This window comes from Bifidobacterium callitrichos (assembly GCF_008698085.1).
Lineage (GTDB): Bacteria > Actinomycetota > Actinomycetes > Actinomycetales > Bifidobacteriaceae > Bifidobacterium > Bifidobacterium callitrichos.
In genome coordinates, this window is record NZ_RZJP01000002.1 from 260,352 (window position 1) to 278,505 (window position 18,154).

Below are 18,154 nucleotides of genomic sequence, written 5' to 3' on the forward strand. Positions count from 1 at the left end.
GCAAACGTGCGAACGACCGCACACCGACGACGGCGACAGAACAGTCGACCGGAGACGGTCATGGATGACAGGTCAGGAACGCACCCCTTTGCGCGACCAGAAGGACAGCACATCAATAACGATGAGGGCTCTGACGTCCAACGCCACGGACGATCGGGGGACATCCAATCGGGAGCGGAAAGGAGCAGGTGCAGTATGTCCGAAACCACCAATCAGACGAACCAGACGAACCAGACGAACCAGGTACCGGACGGCGGCCCACGCAAGAATTCGTCGTCGGCTTTGAAGGAGCTCGGCCACCGCGTGTTCGGAGGCTACGCGGAGCTGCTGCGCATGCCGCACACCGCACGGTATTCGATCGGCGGCGTCATCGCGTGCATGCCGTTCCCGATGATCGGCATGACGATCACGATCTCCGTGCAGCACTACTACGGCAACTACTCGCTGGCCGGCATGCTCACCGCCATCCAGGCGATCGCGCTGGCCATTTCGACGCCGCTGCTCGGCAAGCTCACCGACAAGTTCGGCCAGCGCCAGGTCTCGATTCCGACGATCATCGTGTGGATCATCGCCGCGATCGCGCTGACCACGTCGATCACGAACCGCGCTCCCGAATGGGTGCTGTACTGTCTGACGCCGCTGCTGGCCGCGATTCCGCCGTGGGGCGCGATGAGCCGCGCCCGCTGGACGCGACTGCTCAAGGGTGACCGCGAGCGCACGGATCGCGCGCTGAGCCTGTGCGGCGTGCTCGACGAGTGCATGTGGATGGTCGGCAATCCGCTCGCCTCGACGCTCGCGGTGATCTCCGGCCTGCTCGCGTTCTCGTTCACCGGCGTGTGCGTGATCGTCGGCGCGCTGATGTTCCTCACGGAGCTGACGACCGAGCCGCCGTCGCAGTCCGATCTGGCGCGCGCGGAGGGCATCACCCGCAAGGAGTATCGCGCCCGCGAGGCTGCGAAGGCCCAGGCGTTGAAGGAGCAGACGGCGGCCGAGGAGACGCGTCGCCGGCTGGAGTGCGAGGGCGTGACCGACCCGGAGGCGATCTCGCGCGAGGTCGCCCGCACGGTGGACGAGGTGCGCAGCGGCAAGGTCAAGAAGGCGTCGATCTGGGGTCCGGGCCTCGTTGCCGTGTGCGTGACGTGGTTCGGTCTCGGCGCGTTCCAGTCGGCGGCCGGCATCTCGATCATCGCGTTCGCGACCGAATCGAACATGAAGCAGTACACCGGCTTCGTGTTCGCATGCTTCTCGATCAGCTCGCTGTGCGGCGCGATCGTGTACGGCGCGAAGAACTGGGTGATCCCGCTGTGGAAGCGCTTCTACTTCTGTCTGGCGGTGGTGAACATCGGCATCGGCTCGTTCATGTTCGCGCGTCACCTGTGGGTGATCATGATCATCTATCTGCTGATCGGCGTGTGCCAGGCGCCCACGTGGATCAACGGCAACCAGCTGATGCTGCATCTGGTGCCGCCGTCGCGTCTCACCGAGGGCATGGCGTGGATGGGTGCGATGAACTCTATCGGCGCGTCCGCCGGTTCGGCGATCGCCGGCCAGTTCATCGACCGCATGGGCTCGCACGGCGGCTTCCTCGTCGTGACCGCGCTCGCCATGGGCTCGCTCGCGATCGCGCTGATCGGCTTCAGGCAGATCAAGTCCTCCACCGAACAGCCGACCCTGACCGAAGTCGCGGTCTGAAACAACGAAGCCCCGCCATCAAGGTGGGGCCTTGACTCCCCTTGTCAGAGGAGACGGCCCATAAAGCTGGTCTGAGGAGTAAGTCAGGGTAAGTCAGGATACTGCCAGCCCTTGGGCGTGTGCTCGAGCGACCACACGCCGAGGCGATGCGAGAAGCTGTTCTCCCACTTGGCCTCGAGCTCCTCGGCCGTGAGCTTGTTCTCCGCCGAGCGCAGGCGGTTCATCGCGTGCGTGTGCGTGTCGTCGAGCAGCCACTTGCGGATCGCGAAGTTCCACACCATGACCACGGCGGTGGCGACGAGCTTGCCGACGTTGGTGCGCAGCAGGTACTCCGCGTGCTGCGTGTTGAACGCGTCGTGGTTCATGCCGTACGTGGAGATCCAGATGATCGCGTCGTTCATGAACAGGCCGACCACGGCACCGGCCACGAAGATGACGACCTCCATCCAACGGGCCATGTCCTCGCGATGCTTGAACACGAACTTCATGCTCGCCAAGTAGTTGAAGATCAGGGAGATGACGAAGGAGATGGTGGCGGCCAGCACGTTGTGCATGTGGAACATGCCAACGAGGATGTTGAGGATGCCCCAGTCGATGATAAAGGCGATGACACCGACGATGCCGAATTTCATAAGCTGCGCGATCAGTTTTCTCACAGTCAGGTATTCAACACTACGTGCCTGACCGTCGGCTGGCCGTTGCCTGCATCCATCCCGCAATCTCCGCATTTGCGCCGAACCGGACCGGGCCGAACCGAACCGGACCGAACTAGACTGGAAGACGGCCATCCCCGCATCTCAGGGGTTTTCATTCCACCAAGGAGGAACCATGCCCGTCATTCACACCCATGTCTCCGTCAAGACCACGCCCGAGCAGCGCGAGGCCCTGAAGACCGCCTATGGCAAGGCCATCACCGCCGTGCCGGGCAAGTCCGAGGGCTGGCTGATGTGCCCGTTCGAGGATGAGATGCCGATCTACTTCGCCGGTTCCGACGACCAGCCGGCCGCCTACGTCGAGGTGAACGTGTTCGGCCGTTCCGTGCCGGGTTCCGCATGGGAGAAGCTCACCGAGCAGATCATGGCCGCGCTGAACTCCACGCTCGGCATCCCCGAGGACCGCACGTACATCCGCTACACCGCCACCACCGACTGGGGCTGGAACGGCGGCAACTTCTAGTACCCGGTCGAAAGGGAGGCTATCTGCGTTACGAGGGTTGCTTTTCGGTATTTGCAAACATCCAACTGCGTTACGAGGGGTGCCTCCGCAAGTAGACAAGGCCCGAAAACGGCTTGACCGCATTGCGGCTGAGCCGTTTTCGGGCCTTTGTACTCGGGCTATGTACCCCTCGTAACGCAGTTGGATGTCCGCAACGGAGGAAAAAAGTACATCATGTAAGCGAGATGCCCCCGAGAATAACCTCGGGGGCATCTCCCAAACCGGACGATAGCCGGACGATGATCAGACGATCTTCGGCATCGGGGTGGTCAGCGAGGTCGTCAGGTTGACGTGGACCAGACCGGCGCCGGCGTGCACCTCGACCTTCTTCAGGGTCACGGTGCGCTCGTCCTCCGGGGCGCGATCGTTGTCGGTCATCGTGGCCGGGGACTTGACCGCGACCAGCGCAAGGTCGGCCAGCGAGATGCCGGCGGACTCGCACAGCTTCACGGCCTCGTCGCGGGAGGCGATGAAACCGTCCTTGAGCAGCACGCGCTCGGCCGGCACGCCGTAGGCGTTCTCGGCCACCCACTTCACGTTCTCGATGACGGACATGCCCTTGTGGCTGTGCGGCTGGGCCGGCATCGAGCCATGCTCCAGCACGTCAACGAACGCATCGAGCTGCGGGGCGAGCGCCTCGCCGCCGTCGCGGTACAGGTTGCCGATGATCGGGTCGCGGAACTCGAGCTTCGCGGCCGTCTCCTTGAGGGACGGGATCTGATCGTCCTCGCCATCCCACAGGTTGACGAGCGGGAAGGTCGGGATGTCGAGCTTCTCAAGACGCTCGACGTGGAACGGGTAGCGCCATGCGAGCTCCGGATCGTCACGCCACGTGGAGGCGCGGGTCACGACGACCGCGGCGGACGGCCACTGCGCGCCGAACTCGCGGCAGGCGATGTCGAGCCACTTCTGCGCGCCGGCGTCGGTGCCGTAGCCGGCCTCGACGATGACGACGTCGTGCAGCGCGCACGCCATCTCAACGGAGACGAGCGTCGGGATGCCGATCGACACGTTGGCGAACGGGCCGCCGTGCACGTAGACCGGGGATCCGTTGATGGTCTCGGTCTTGGCGGGCTTGACCGCGTCGGCGAGGATGCCGGTGATGCGCCACAGGTCGACGAACTCGCCGAAGGTGACGGCCTTGCCGTCCTTCGTGCCGGCGATCATCTTGGAGACGCGCTCGGCGATCTCGTCCATCGAACGGGACAGCACGACGATCTGCATGAGCTCGCAGGTCGGGGTGAGCACGACCTTCTCCTTGACGTCGCCCTTGCCGTAGTCGACGGCGATGGAACGCAGGGAGCGGCTCGGCACCTCGGAGACGCGCGGCACGAGGATGTCGTCGAGGCGACCCTCGTCGACGGCCTTCTCGGCGAAGGAGACGAGCAGGTTCTGCGCCGCCTCGATCGCGCCCATCTCTCCACACAGGCCCCAGTCGATGAGCTCGGGGTGGGTCAGGGATGCCTTGCCGCCGCCGGAGGCGCCGCCCTTGGAGCCGGCGGCCGTGATGCCCATGCTCGGCTGGCGCAGCACGGCGGCCGCGTCGATGCCGCGCTTGTTGAGCGCGTCGATCAGGGCGATGGTGGTGGTGGTCTTGCCCTCGCCGCGCGACGCCTTGAGCGGGGTGTCGGCGGTGACGAGCACGACCTTGCCGTGCTTGCGCGGGGCGTCGGGATTGTTCTTGAGGTAGTCGAGATAGCCGAACGCGTCGATCTTCTCGACCAGGCCGTACTGGCTGGTGAAGTCTTCGATGGTGGTCATGGATAAACCTTTCTCAATATCAACTGGCTCTTCTTGCCGGAGGAACCGGCTCGTGTAACGAGACTGAGGGGTAGTCAAATCATAAGGAGCCGACTACCCCGCAGCCAGTCATCACTGGCAGTGAATCAGAAGTCGGACATGTGGAAGCCGTTCTTCATGGCCATGGACCGCGTGTACAGCACGGAGTCGAGCAGCTTCTCGGTCTCGACCTTGAGCTGGTCGGCCATGGTCTGGTTGGCCGCGGCGAGAATGCCGCGCACCTCCTCGTTGCGCACAGCCTCGATGATCTCCTCCGGCTCGAGCGGCTGCACGTCGCCGTCCACGTTGTCGGCCTCGAACTCGGCCTCGGCGGCGGACTCGGCCTCCTCCTCGGCGGCCGTGAGTCCCAGACGCGCGACCTGCTCGTCGGTGGCGGCGACGAGGCGGTGGCCCAGGGCGCCGGTCTTCTGCTGGTATCGTTCGACCGCGTTGGACGTGTCGGCGAACGCGCCGTCGCACAGGGCGGCGATCACGCGGTTGGCCCAATAGAAGTTCTCGGTGGTCACACGCGTGGTGGTGTCGGCGAGGTAGGCCGGCGTCTCATCGACGTTCGGGTAGAACGGCACGAGCGTGTTGAACGGGTTGGAGCCGTACGCCATCCACTGGATCGCGCGGTTGGCCTGCGGGCGGTACGGGCGGATCTGCATGACCGCGAGCTGGCTCTGGCGGTTGATGCCGATCGGACGGTACATGTGACGGGTGTGCTCGTCGCCGAGCTTGCCGTACGGATCGTACGGGGTGCCCTGGTAGTGGCCGGAGAGGACGTACTTGATGTCCTCGATGGTCACCTTGCGCTCGGGCTGGCGAGCCCACGGGATGTCGTTGTTCTCTGGGGAGTGGTCGGCGTCCGGGCCGTCCCACACCTCATCGTACGGGTTGAGGAAGCGCTGCATCCACCACGCGCGCGGCGTGTTGTACACGTGGTCGGAGTCGGAGTGGGAGCCGAAGGCGTCGCGCGGGTTGAACGGCGAGGTCGATTCGACGGCGAGGTCGAGGTGATTCTCCTCGATGAACTCGGCGAGATCCTCGGAGCACATGTGGCTCTCCTGATCGCCCAGCGCGTCGTCGAGATCGAACTCGTCGATGCCGAGCTGGTTCGGCATCGTCACGTACGCCTCGTCCGGCACGCGCTTGGCGATCCAGTGGTGGCCGCCGACGGTCTCGAGCCACCAGATCTCGTCCGCATCACAGAACGCGACGCCGTTCATCTCGTAGGTGCCGTACTCCTCGAGCAGCGCGCCCAGTCGGGCCACGCCCTCGCGCGCGGTCTTCACGTACGGCAGGACGATGGTGAGGAAGTCCTCCTCGCCGATGCCGCCGGGGACCTCCGGCTCGTAGCCGTCCTCGCCGGGCTTGCCCTTGGCGGGCACGAGTTCGACGAACGGGTCGGCGCCGAGCACGCGCTCGTTGGTGGTGAGCGTCTCGGTGGCGCTCATCGCGACGTTGGCCTCGTTGACGCCGGCCTCGCCCCAGATGCCCTCCTTGCGGTCGGCGTTCGGCACGGACGTGTACTGCAGCGGGTCGTCCGGCAGTTCGATGGTCAGGTGGGAGATGACCGACGTGTACGTGCGCGGCTGCTCCTCGGGCTTGATGACGAGGAACTGCTTGGGGTTGAACTCGCCGTTGGCGGAGTCCTCATTGCGGGCGATGATGGTCGAGCCGTCGTAGCTCGCGTCCTTGCCGACCAGAATCGTGGTGCAGGCCATGGTTGGATAGGTGTCCTTTCTTGTTGTCTTCGATGATGCTCAATGATGCTTACAGCGATCGGTGCGTCGTCACGCCCTGCCGGTCAGGAAGATGCCGGCCTGATCGGCCTGCTCCCCCGACTCGCGCAGGCGATGCAGCAGCTCGTTCATCCAGAAGCCCTGATTCAAGCCGGGCAGCGGGTTCTTGGTGGCCCAGACATGCAGGTAGTAGTCATGGTCCTTGTCCGGCGGCTGCGGTCCGTTGTAACGCATGATGACCGCCGGGTCGTTGTCACGGCCGAGGAACTTCGAGGCCGAGGAGTTGCGGCCCTGCACCGCCTCGGGGATCATCGCGGGCATCTGACGGGAGAAGTCCGGCGGGATCGACAACGCGTGCGAGTCGTTGAAGTCGAACATCAGCGCGTCGATCGGCAGATTCGCCACAGTCCAGTGGATCCATTCGAAGCCGCACACCGGAATCGAATCGGGGTCGGTGAACGTCCAATGCAGGTACTTCGCATCGGGGTCCACCTCGTCGATGTAGAAGGGGAAGGAGATGACGGGCACGCCGCCCGCGCGGTATTCGGGCGCGGCCGCCTTGGCGAAATCGTCGGGGATGACGGTGAAATCAGCGGAAATCTTCATACGTTCCAGTGTATCGCGCGCCACGTTGCGCGCGTGAAAAACGGATATCGCATCGAAAACGAAAAAGCCCGGCCTGTGCCGATGGGGAGTGCTCATTCCCATCGGCACGGGCCGGGCTGACAGCGGTGATCCGGACGAAGGGAAACCGGATCACGATTAGTGGTTCATCGCCTGATGGCGCACCGCATTAGGGGGCACTGCACCGTCAGGCGGGAAATCGGGCGTGGGATCAGTCGCCCCACGCAGGCTTGTAGAAGTCGCCGTTCAGGGCGGCCGCGGCCTTGGCCTTGGCCTCCTCGAAGGTGACTTCGGCGAGCTGGGCGCGCACGTCATCCAGCGCCACCGGGGTCATCGACAGGGAGTTGACGCCGAGACCGGTCAGCACGACGGCCAGATCCGGATCGGCCGCGGCCTCGCCGCACACGCCGACCGGCATGCCATGGGCGTTGCCCGCGTCGGCGATCAGCTTGATCGCGCGCAGGACCGCCGGGTGCCATGCGGTCTGGTAGTTGGAGACGGAGCCGAGGATGCGATCGGCGGCCATCGTGTACTGGGTCAGATCGTTGGTGCCGATGGAGACGAAGTCGGTGACCTCGGCCACCTTGTCGGCCATCAGGGCGATGGACGGGACCTCGGCCATGACGCCGACCTTCTTGAGGCCGAAGCTCTTGCCGAGCTTGACGAAGTAGGCGGCCTCATGCTCGTCGGCGACCATCGGAGCCATGACCCACAGGTCGGCGTCGGTCTGCGCGTCGGCGGCGGCGAGGGCCTTGAGCTGGCCCTCGAGGACCTCCTTGTGCACGCGCAGCGTACGCAGACCACGCAGGCCGAGGGCCGGGTTCGGCTCGTCCTCCGGGGTCAGGAACGGCAGCGGCTTGTCGGCGCCGGCGTCCAGCATGCGGATGACGACCTTCTTGCCCGGGAACTGGGCGAGCAGCTCGGTGTAGGCCTTGGTCTGCTCCTCGACGCTCGGCGGCTCGGCGTTGCCGATGAACAGGAACTCGGAGCGGAACAGGCCCACGCCCTCCGCGCCGTACTCGATGGCGGTCTTGCCGTCGGCCGGCTTGCCGAGGTTGGCAAGCAGCGGCACGAGGTGACCGTCCTTGGTGCCGCCGGCCTGACCGCGCAGCTCCTTGGCCTTGGCGGCCCTCGCCTTGGCGTGCTCGGCCTCAGCGATCTCATCCTCGGTCGGCTCGGTGACGACCTCGCCCTTGGCGGCGTTGACGATCACGGTCTCGCCGTTGTGAAGGTCCTCGGCGCCGGCCGCGGAGACGACCGCGACGATGCCGCGGGCACGCGCCAGAATCGCGGTGTGGGAGGTCGGACCGCCCTGCGAGGTGACGATCGCAAGGGTCTTCTCGAGGTCCAGCGAAGAGGTGTCGGCGGGGGAAAGATCGTCGGCGACGAGCACGAACGGCTCATCGGAGTCCGGCACGCCCGGTGCGGGCACGCCGCGCAGCTCGGCGATGACGCGCTGACCGACATCGTGCAGGTCGGCCGCACGCTCGGCCTGGTATCCGCCGATCATCCTGAACATCTCCTCGACCTGGCCGAAGCCCTCCAGCACGGCGCGCTCGCCGGTCTTGCCGCCGTTGACGAGATTCTGGATGGAGGTGGCGAGCGAGGGATCGGAGGCGAACATGGCGATGGCCTCGAGGATCGGAGCGGCCTTCTTGGCGCCTTCATCGCCGTGCTTGGCCTCTTCGGCGCGACGGTTCAGCTCCGCGTTGACGGTGGCCAGAGCCTTGGTGACGCGTTCGTTCTCCACGACGGAGCTGATGGACGCATCGCGACGCACGTCCGCCGGCTCCTCCAGCGGCGGCGCCATGCGGATGACCTTGCCGACGGCGACTCCACGTCCGATTCCGTTTCCGGTGATAACCATGATCGAGCACTCCTTTATGTCTTATGTCCTGTTGCGACCGGTACCGTGCGGTTCTTTCCGCGCTGGCCGGTCTTCTGCGGCGCAATGGCGTGTAATCCATTTACCGACAGTGTCAGTATACACAGAAAAAAGATTGAAGCAACACCGGTAATCGTTTTCTGCGTGTCGTGAAAATCTGTGCTATAGTTTCTTTCAGCGCTCAAACCCGTCACCGATTGACGAGCACGCGCGGCATATAACATACAGACATAAAGGAGTGCTCCCTATGGCAACTGCAACCCGTTCCACCGTGATCAACGATCCCGTCGGCATCCACGCCCGTCCGGCCGCCGAATTCGCCCAGGCCGTCACCGCCTCCGGCTGCACGGTCACCATTGCCAAGGAGGGCGGCGCCGCCGTTCCGGCCGGCTCCATCCTGTCCATCATGGGCCTGGGCATCAAGCAGGGCGACACCGTGAACCTGACCGTCGAGGGCGACAACGCCGAGACCGTCGCCGACTCCCTGGTCGCCACCCTGACCAAGGCCGAGTGACCATCCGGCACATCTAGTTCTCGGGGCGCCGCAGCGCATGGCGACGTTCCCGTTCCTTCCCTATTCCACGTGTTCGCCGCCCGCGCGCTATGATGCTGTGCCGGGCGGCGAATTCGTTTTTCACGAGGTTCCACCGGGTTCGCCCAGACCGGCGATACGACGTCGGTCCCATCAACCCAACCCAGCGGTATCCGGCAAGCAAGCGAAAGAGCAGCAACATGGCCAATCGGGCATCGAAGTCCCAAGCCTCCATCGTGGAAGTCGCCACACTGGCGGACGTCTCGACCGCCACGGTGTCGCGCGTGCTCTCCGGCAGACGAACCAAGGACGACGAAATCGCCGCCCGCGTGCGCAAGGCCGCCGCCGAACTCAACTACTCCGTCAACTACGCCGCCAGCGCACTGCGCTCCGACGTGACCAACACGATCGGACTGGTCATCCCCACCGCCTCCGACAACTTCTCCGCCGGCCTCCTCGACGCGCTCGAACCGATCGTCGACGACGACAGCCGTCAGCTTCTGCTCGGCATCGGCGCCGACGAGGCCACGCAGATCGACCGCATCGACGCCCTGTGCTCACGCAAGGTGGACGGACTCATCACCGTCACCTCCGCCGGCGCCGATCTCTCCCGGGTCTTCGACAAATACGCCGACTCCATCCCGATCGTGCAGGTCGGCGGCCGTCAGCGCTCCTTCCGCACCAACATGGTCTCCATCGACGAGAACACCGCGATGGAGGCGATCATCCGGCATCTGGCCGAGCAGGGCGTGCATTCCGTCGCCTACCTCGCCGGCAAGGAGGTCTCGTTCGAGTCCGCCGAGCTGTTCGCGATGTTCCACACGCAGGTGCGCGCCGCAGGGCTCACCACCGACAGCGACTGGAACCGCTTCGGCGATCGCACGGTCTCGCGCGGATTCGACTGCACGATCCGCCTGTTCGGCGAGCGCGGCCACCCCGATGCGGTCGTCTGCGCCGACGACACGATCGCGTTCGGCGTGATGATGGCGCTGCACGCGCTCGGCATGAACGTGCCGGAGGACATCAAGGTCGTCGGCTATAACGACTCCCCCATCGCCTCGGCGTCCCTGCCGACGATGACCTCGGTGCGCCCGCCCTACGCGCAGATCGTCTCCGAGTCTCTCCGCCTCATCGAATCGGGCCCCGGACACCCCTCGCACGTCTCCCTGCCCCCGCAGCTCGTCGTGCGCGTCTCCTCCACCAGGCGGTAGGCACAATCTCGGCTCCCCTTGTCAGGGGAGCTGGCCCGCGAAGCGGGACTGAGGGGTAGTCACGGCGACGACACGCCTTCAGTCCGTTCCGGTAACCGGTGTGGTGGCCGCGGGACGATGCGCGACACGCTCAAGGCCGCTCGGCCAAGCCTACGGTCGCGCATCGCCCCGCGGCCACCACACCTCCTTCTGTGCATATGTTTCCGATTCATTCGTTATCCGTTATTCCTACACACCCGGCCGGGTGCGGGTGGCTACGTCCTGGAAGCGGAAATAGTCGGGACGATGGCGTGACTGGGTCCATTCGAACTGCACGCCGTGGTCGTCGTAGGTCTGGCCGGTGATGACGGCAAGGCAGTTGTAGCCCTTGAGATCCAAATAGCGTCGATCCTGGGCGGTGACCTTCTCCACGGTCATCGTGCGTTTGCTGGTGGTGATGACGATGCCCAGCTCACCTTCCAGATAGTCGTAGACCGACGCCCGCGCGATATTCTCGGTCAGCCCCTTGGCGATGTCCGAACGGAAGTAGTTGTGGTCGAGGATGAGCGGTTCTCCGTCGAGCATTCGCAGACGCAGGATGTAGGTCAGTGCAGCGCCCTCCTCGAATCCGGTCCTGGCGGCGAGCTTGGCGTCGGCGATGACGTGACGGAACTCCAACACCTCGGTCGAGGCCACGCGATGGTTGCGCGCGACGGATTCCTTGAACGATTCGATCCCGCCGACGGTGAACGCGGCCTGTTCGACCGGCTGGTAGATGGTGCGCACGCCGCGGCCGTGCATCGACTGCACGTACCCGTCCGAGGCCAGTTGGGCGATGGCGCGGCGCACGGTGTTGCGCGAGCAGTCGTACCGCGCGGCCAGCTCGTTCTCACTGGGCAGCAGCGACTGGTAGGCGTACTCCTCCTGTTCGATCCGCTCCTTCAGATCGCGATAGATGTCGTCGTACTTCGCCTTCGGCATGCGTCGTTCGCCTCCTCCCAGCATCTTCCGATTCGCTATCACTTGTTTGAACGTCTCTGTCGATTCTAGTGACACGCCGGCCCGCGGCATATCCGACACGCGGGTTGACTTGTTCAAACAAGTTTCTTATACTTGTTCAAACAAGTTAAAGGGGCGATTCGCGAGAATCACCCCGACCCACAACCGACAACGGCAAGCAACGAAGCACCCCGCACTTCACGCGGGGGTCAGGTCAAGGAGAGACATATGGGCAAGTACGAGGGCGACGCCAGGCGCCTGCTCGATCTGGTGGGAGGAACCGCCAACATCAAGGCTGTCACGCACTGCATGACCCGCATGAGGTTCGTGCTCGTCGATCCGAAGCAGACCGACGAACCCGCCATCGAGGAGATCGCCTCGGTCAAGGGCATCTTCACCCAGGCCGGCCAGTTCCAGGTCATCATCGGCAACGACGTGGCCGAGTTCTACAAGGACTTCACCGCCATCTCCGGTATCGAGGGCGTGAGCAAGGACGAAGCCAAGGCCGCCGCCAAGTCGAACCAGAACGTCGCGCAGAAGATCATGGGCACGCTCGGCGAGATCTTCGCCCCGATCATCCCCGCCCTGATCTGCGGCGGTCTGATCCTCGGCTTCCGCAACGTGATCGGCGAGATCAACTTCTTCACCGACTCCGGCGCGTTCGATCTTGCGAACGGCACCAAGTCCCTCGCGGACATCTCCCAGTTCTGGGCCGGCACCTACAGCTTCCTGTGGCTCATCGGCGAGGCCGTGTTCCACATGCTCCCGGTCGGCATCTGCTGGTCCATCACCCGCAAGATGGGCACCACGCAGATCCTCGGCATCGTGCTGGGTCTGACGCTCGTCTCCCCGCAGCTGCTCAACGGCTTCTCCGTGGCCTCCACCCCCGCCAAGGACATTCCGGTGTGGGACTTCGGCTTCGCCAAGGTGCAGATGATCGGCTATCAGGGCCAGGTCATCGCCGCGATGATGGCCGCATTCGTGCTCGTCTACCTCGAACGCTTCTTCCGCAAGCACTGCCCCGAGGTCGTCAGCATGATCGTCGTGCCGCTGTGCTCGCTGCTGCCGGCCGTCGTCATCGCGCACACCATCGTCGGCCCGATCGGATGGAAGATCGGCGACTGGATCGCCTCCGCCGTCTACGCCGGTCTCTTCTCCCCCGTTCGAGTCCTGTTCGCCGCCGTCTTCGGCCTGCTCTACGCACCCGTCGTCATGACCGGCCTGCACCACATGACCAACGCCATCGACACCCAGCTCGTCACCCAGTACGGCGGCACCGCACTGTGGCCGATGATCGCCCTGTCCAACATCGCGCAGGGTTCCGCCGTCGTCGGCATGGCCTTCCTGCAGAAGAAGAACGAGCGCGCCCAGCAGGTCAACGTCCCCGCCCTCATCTCCTGCTACCTCGGCGTCACCGAGCCGGCCCTGTTCGGCGTGAACCTGAAGTACCGCTTCCCGCTCATCTGCGGCATGATCGGCTCCGCCTCCGCCGCGATGATCTCCGTCGGACTCGGCGTCGAGGCCACGTCGATCGGCGTCGGCGGCCTGCCGGGCATCCTGTCCATCAAGCCGCAGTTCTGGGGCGTCTTCCTGCTCGCGATGCTCACCGCCGTGGTCGTGCCGTTCGTGCTCACCGTTGCCGTGGGCCGCAGGAAGCTCACCGCCGTCGACCGCTTCGGCAAGGAGCCCGCGGTTGCCGCCGTGGCCGAGCCGGTCGCCGTCTCCGGCACCGCCGTCGCGCCCGTCGCCGCCCCGGCTCCGGCTTCCGAGCCGACCGCCGACCAGAGCGCCGCCCCGACCGAACTCACCGCGATCCTCGACGGCACCGTCATCCCGATCGATCAGGTACCGGACGACGTCTTCTCGAAGAGGATCGTCGGCGACGGCGTGGCCTTCGAACCCACCGGCACCACCGTGCTCGCCCCGGCCGACGCCACCGTCTCCGTCGTCATGGCCGACACCGGCCACGCCTGCGGCCTGAAGCTCGCCAACGGTCTCGAACTGCTCATCCACGTGGGCATCGACACCGTCTCGATGGGCGGCGACGGCTTCCAGCTGCACGTCAAGGCCGGTGATACGGTCCGCCGCGGCGACCCGCTGATCACCTTCGATCCGACTAAGATCAAGGCCGCAGGCCACCCGACCACCACGATGCTCATCGTCACCGGCGAAGGCACCGCCGAGAACGTGACCATGCACTCCGGATTCACGGCCATCGCCGGCGAAACCCCGGTCATCACCTGGAAGTGAGACACACCATGACGTTCACCACCGATTTCCACAAGGCCACCGTCTACCAGATCTACCCGAAGTCGTTCGCCGACTCGAACGGCGACGGACTGGGCGATCTCAGGGGCGTGATCGGCAAGCTCGACTACATCGCCGGCCTCGGCGCGGACTACATCTGGTCGACCCCGTTCTTCGTCTCCCCGCAGAACGACAACGGCTACGACGTCGCCGACTACTACGACGTCGACCCGGCGTACGGCACGATGGCCGACGTCGAGGAGCTCATCGCCGAAGCCGGCGAGCGCGGCATCGGCCTCATGTTCGACATGGTCTTCAACCACGTGTCCACCGAGCACGAGTGGTTCCGCAAGGCGATGGCCGGCGACCCGTACTACAAGCAGTTCTTCTACTTCCGCAAGGGCAAGGGCCCGGGTGTGCCGCCGACGAACTGGGAGAGCAAGTTCGGCGGCTCTGCGTGGGCGTACGTGCCCGAGTTCGACGAATGGTACCTGCACCTGTTCGACCCCACGCAGGCCGACCTCGACTGGGAGAACCCGGACGTGCGCCACGAGATCCAGAAGATCGTGCGATTCTGGATGGGCAAGGGCGTGCGCGGATTCCGTTTCGACGTCATCAACCTGATCAGCAAGGCCGCCTTCGAGGACGATCCGGACGGCGACGGCCGCCGCTTCTACACCGACGGCCCGCGCGTCCACGAATACCTGCGCGATCTCAACGAGGCGACGTTCGGCACCGATCCGGGCATCATCACCGTCGGCGAGATGTCCTCCACGTCGATGGAGCAGTGCTACCGCTATGCCGGAGCCGACACCCACGAACTGAACATGGTGTTCAGCTTCCACCATCTCAAAGTCGACTTCATGGGCAATGAGAAGTGGGTGCTGGTACCGCCGGACTTCGCCAGGCTCAAGCGCATCGTCTTCGACTGGCAGACCAACATGGCCGCGCATAACGCATGGAACGCGGTGTTCTGGTGCAACCACGACCAGCCGCGCGTGGTCTCGCGCTTCGGCGATGAGGGCCGCTATTGGAAGGAGTCGGCCAAGATGCTCGCCACGGTGATGCACTGCCTGCGCGGCACGCCGTACGTCTATCAGGGCGAGGAGCTGGGCATGACGAACGCCGACTACACGTCGATCGGCCAGTTCCGCGACGTGGAGAGTCTCAACCACTACGAGATCCTCCAGCGCAAGGGTCTGAAGGCCGATGACGCGTTGCGCATCATCCAGGTGCACTCGCGCGACAACTCCCGCACGCCGATGCAGTGGGACGACTCGCAGTACGCCGGCTTCATGCCGTCGTCACCGGCTTCGGCCTCGGCTTCGAGCCATGCCGCGGCCGAACCGTGGCTGGCCGTGAACGCGAATCGCGATCACATCAACGCCGCCGCGGAGATTGCCGACCCGGATTCGATCTACCACTACTACCGGCGGCTCATCGCCCTGCGCAAGGAGCTGGACGTGATCGCCTTCGGCGACGTCGAACCGCTGGCCGTGGATCACCCGGACGTGTTCGCCTACCGCCGGCGCTGGCAGGGTCACGAGCTGATCATGGTCGCCAACTTCCACGGCCACGACACCGAATGGACCGGCGCCGAAGTCCCCGATCTCGAAGGCTTCGAACGCATCCTCGGCAACTACGCGGACACCCCTCGCACCGGCGCCGCGGACGACGCCGCCACGATCACCGCCTCCCCCGTCTCGAGCCTGCGCCCCTACGAGGCATCCGTCTGGTACCGCTGAGTCGGTCCCTTCCGCCGTTCAGTGCTCGTCAACCGTTTGCCGCGCACTGAACGGCGCAATCATGCGGTCTTCAACACAGGAACCGTGTGATTGCGCGCTTAATCCCGCACCCATCCCGCTCCAACTTGTCACAACGCGCGCGTCAACCGCTTGCCGTGCGCGTTGTGACAAAAATCCGTGTCACAACGCGCGAAAAACGCCCCGATTCTCGTCTTGTGACACGGATCTTCGGGCACGAACCCACGAACACAAGAGCCACACAACCACAAAAGCCCGGAATTCCGCCATTCCTGAGATCTTGCGCCAGTCCCAGACAGATTCATTACCCCCGAGATTTGTCGCAACGCGCGAAAACCTTTCAAATCCTCGCGTTGTGACAATCGCGTTGTGACAACTCGCCGGGCCAACATCGTACACGAATAGAGTACGGCCCCGGCCACCGACAGAGGCAACCGGGACCCTATCCACATCACGTCACAGCCATACACAAGCTCTCGTTGTCAAAAGTGTGCTGATCGAACACTTTTAACATGTTAAAAGTGTTCGATCAGCACACTTTTGACAACAACACACGGGCGGGCTGCCCCGCACTCAGTACATCAGCGCGCAGAACAGGGCCTCGAACACCAGCAACGGGTTACCGTTGCCCATGAGGCGGCGGCGCGCGACCGCGACCTCGTCGAGCCGCTCCACGGCGGCGGCGCGCGGCATGCGCGAGGCCAGTTCGGTGATCGCCGTGCGGTTCTCAAGGTTGATCAGTCCGACCGAGCCCTCCGCACCGTTCTGGATCACGGCCACGTCGCGGTAGATCGAGGCGATCGAGTTCAGCGCGCGGTCGAGCACGTCGCGGCTGCGGCGGGTGGCCCGGCGCTTCAGCTCGTCTTTCTTGGAGATCGCGTTGTATGCGCCGCGCAGTTTCGGCGGGATGCGGTCATCGGGGCCGAGTCCGTTGATGCGCCGGAAATCGGCCTCCTCGCGTGCGGCCTGACGCGCCGCATCCACTTCGGCCTGCGCCTTGGCGTTCGCGTTGAGCGATCCGGCGAGCAGCACGGCCTGCGACGCCCTGCGCAATCCGAGCACGCCGACGATGAGCTCGTCGCGGTCGGTCATGACCCGCTCGTCGGTGGCGTACAGTTTCGCGATGCCGATATGCCCTTCGGCAAGCCGTGCCGCGCGCCGCGCGATCTTCGGCTCCACGCCGACGCTCTCCTCAAGATATTTCGCAACCGCCGCCGCACCCGGTACGGCGAGGTTCACGATGCGCGTGCGCGAGCGGATGGTCGGCAGCACGTCCTGCGCGCTGGGGGCGCACAGCAGCCAGATGCAGTGCTCGGCCGGCTCCTCGATCTCCTTCAACAGCACGTTGGTGGTGCGTTCGAGCATGCGGTCGACGTCCTCGATGATGATGATCCGCCATGGCGCGGTGCTCGGCATCTGCTCGGACATGCCGATCAGGTCGCGCACCTCGTCGATGCCGATCGTCACCTTGTCGGTGGCGAGCACGCTCACATCCGGGTGCGTGCCGGCGAGCACCTGCTGCGTCACCTTGGTCGGCTCGTCGCCCAGACCGTGATCGGGGCTTTCCAACGCGGCCGCGAACGCGCGCGCCATGTTCGATCGGCCCGATCCGGGAGGCCCGCAGATCAACCACGATTGCGCGATCTGCTTCGGATCGCCGGCCGCGATGGCCTTCAGCTGTTCGACAACCTGCTGCTGTCCGACGAGAGAATCCCACACGCTCATGCCGACTCCTCGCCATTCTCGCCGTCGCGCCGTTCGCGCAGCAGCAGTCCGTCAACATCCGTCCGGATGGACGCCCACACCTCGTCGATGGATCGCGATGCGTCGATCACGCGGAATCGCTCCGGCTCGCCGGCCGCCAGATCGAGGAACGCCTGTCGTGTGCGATTCTGGAACTCGTTTCCGGCCGATTCCATGCGATCGGCGGCGTGGGTCAGTCGCGCATGCGACAGCGACGGGTCCATGTCGAGCAGGTACGTGCGCACCGGCAGCAGTCCGTTCGTGGCCCACATGCTCAACTCTCGGATTTCCTCGGCCGTCAGCTCTCGTCCGCCCGCCTGATAGGCCAGCGACGAGTCGAGATACCGGTCGGTAATCACCACCTCGCCGCGATCGAGCGCAGGCCGAATGGTCTCTGCGACGTGCTGCGCGCGGTCGGCGGCGAACAGTAGCGCCTCGGCGCGCGGCGCGATGTCGACGACGCTGCCGTCGTGCTCATCAACTACACCGTTCCCAGCATCCATGCCGTACAACAGCAGCCGTCGGATGGCCCGGCCCAGCGTAGTACCACCCGGCTCGCGAGTTGTCACGACGGTGCGACCTCGCGATTCCAGATACGCGCGAAGCCGCTCGACCTGCGTGGTCTTGCCCACGCCGTCGACGCCTTCGAATGAGATGAACAGTCCAGCCATGGTTTCCACCATAACCGTTGCCTGCGATTCCTTGGCGTCCGTTTCCCCGCAGGGTCCACGCCGCCCCGT

The 18,154-nt window shown here is 64.9% G+C and carries 14 protein-coding genes; 6 read left to right on the plus strand and 8 right to left on the minus strand.

All coding sequences use genetic code 11. The annotated features are described in order from the left end of the window. Positions 1-333: 333 nt before the first annotated feature. Positions 334-1,692, plus strand: a complete 1,359-nt coding sequence (locus EMB92_RS05730) for an MFS transporter (RefSeq protein WP_223847617.1) — start codon at positions 334-336, stop codon at positions 1,690-1,692. 83 nt (positions 1,693-1,775) lie between these two features. Here EMB92_RS05730 and EMB92_RS05735 read toward each other — a convergent pair whose 3' ends face one another. After that, positions 1,776-2,324 (minus strand): GtrA family protein, encoded by a 549-nt coding sequence (locus EMB92_RS05735; protein WP_190973600.1) that lies wholly within the window; start codon positions 2,322-2,324, stop codon positions 1,776-1,778. Positions 2,325-2,520: 196 nt separating this feature from the next. On the opposite strand from EMB92_RS05735, the gene EMB92_RS05740 reads away from it, so the two are divergent. Further along, the gene (locus EMB92_RS05740; protein ID WP_043165589.1) at positions 2,521-2,868 is read left to right on the plus strand and encodes a phenylpyruvate tautomerase MIF-related protein; all 348 of its coding nucleotides are present in this window, start codon (positions 2,521-2,523) and stop codon (positions 2,866-2,868) included. 282 nt (positions 2,869-3,150) lie between these two features. Here EMB92_RS05740 and EMB92_RS05745 read toward each other — a convergent pair whose 3' ends face one another. The 4 genes from EMB92_RS05745 to ptsP all read right to left on the minus strand — a co-directional run bounded on the left by EMB92_RS05745 (position 3,151) and on the right by ptsP (position 8,922). Then, a complete protein-coding gene (locus EMB92_RS05745) occupies positions 3,151-4,686 on the minus strand; it encodes a formate--tetrahydrofolate ligase (RefSeq protein WP_395951900.1) in 1,536 nt (511 codons plus the stop codon). A 107-nt stretch (positions 4,687-4,793) separates the two neighbouring features. Next, on the minus strand, positions 4,794-6,413 hold the full coding sequence (locus EMB92_RS05750) for a C69 family dipeptidase (RefSeq protein WP_150394093.1): 1,620 nt from the start codon (positions 6,411-6,413) through the stop codon (positions 4,794-4,796). Positions 6,414-6,482: 69 nt separating this feature from the next. Next, positions 6,483-7,037 (minus strand): YbhB/YbcL family Raf kinase inhibitor-like protein, encoded by a 555-nt coding sequence (locus tag EMB92_RS05755; RefSeq protein ID WP_043165594.1) that lies wholly within the window; start codon positions 7,035-7,037, stop codon positions 6,483-6,485. A 229-nt stretch (positions 7,038-7,266) separates the two neighbouring features. After that, positions 7,267-8,922, minus strand: a complete 1,656-nt coding sequence (gene ptsP / locus EMB92_RS05760; RefSeq protein ID WP_150394094.1) for a phosphoenolpyruvate--protein phosphotransferase — start codon at positions 8,920-8,922, stop codon at positions 7,267-7,269. A gap of 265 nt (positions 8,923-9,187) precedes the next feature. Here ptsP and EMB92_RS05765 point away from each other — a divergent pair, with 265 nt between their 5' ends. Together EMB92_RS05765 and EMB92_RS05770 are read left to right on the plus strand one after the other, a co-directional pair. Continuing rightward, the gene (locus tag EMB92_RS05765; RefSeq protein WP_043165596.1) at positions 9,188-9,454 is read left to right on the plus strand and encodes an HPr family phosphocarrier protein; all 267 of its coding nucleotides are present in this window, start codon (positions 9,188-9,190) and stop codon (positions 9,452-9,454) included. A 218-nt stretch (positions 9,455-9,672) separates the two neighbouring features. Beyond that, positions 9,673-10,683 (plus strand): LacI family DNA-binding transcriptional regulator, encoded by a 1,011-nt coding sequence (locus tag EMB92_RS05770; RefSeq protein WP_150394095.1) that lies wholly within the window; start codon positions 9,673-9,675, stop codon positions 10,681-10,683. Positions 10,684-10,911: 228 nt separating this feature from the next. Here EMB92_RS05770 and treR read toward each other — a convergent pair whose 3' ends face one another. Next, positions 10,912-11,643 (minus strand): trehalose operon repressor, encoded by a 732-nt coding sequence (gene treR, locus EMB92_RS05775; protein WP_150394096.1) that lies wholly within the window; start codon positions 11,641-11,643, stop codon positions 10,912-10,914. A 246-nt stretch (positions 11,644-11,889) separates the two neighbouring features. On the opposite strand from treR, the gene treP reads away from it, so the two are divergent. Beyond that, positions 11,890-13,911 (plus strand): PTS system trehalose-specific EIIBC component, encoded by a 2,022-nt coding sequence (treP, locus tag EMB92_RS05780; protein ID WP_150394097.1) that lies wholly within the window; start codon positions 11,890-11,892, stop codon positions 13,909-13,911. 8 nt (positions 13,912-13,919) lie between these two features. After that, entirely contained in the window at positions 13,920-15,653 is a 1,734-nt protein-coding gene (locus tag EMB92_RS05785; RefSeq protein ID WP_150394098.1) for an alpha,alpha-phosphotrehalase, read from the plus strand. A gap of 591 nt (positions 15,654-16,244) precedes the next feature. Here EMB92_RS05785 and EMB92_RS05790 read toward each other — a convergent pair. After that, the gene (locus EMB92_RS05790) at positions 16,245-17,396 is read right to left on the minus strand and encodes a DNA polymerase III subunit delta' (protein WP_150394099.1); all 1,152 of its coding nucleotides are present in this window, start codon (positions 17,394-17,396) and stop codon (positions 16,245-16,247) included. Next, complete coding sequence (gene tmk / locus EMB92_RS05795) at positions 17,393-18,085, minus strand: dTMP kinase (RefSeq protein ID WP_150394100.1); 693 nt, start codon at positions 18,083-18,085, stop codon at positions 17,393-17,395. Before tmk ends, EMB92_RS05790 begins: the two co-directional genes overlap by 4 nt. Positions 18,086-18,154: the final 69 nt, after the last annotated feature.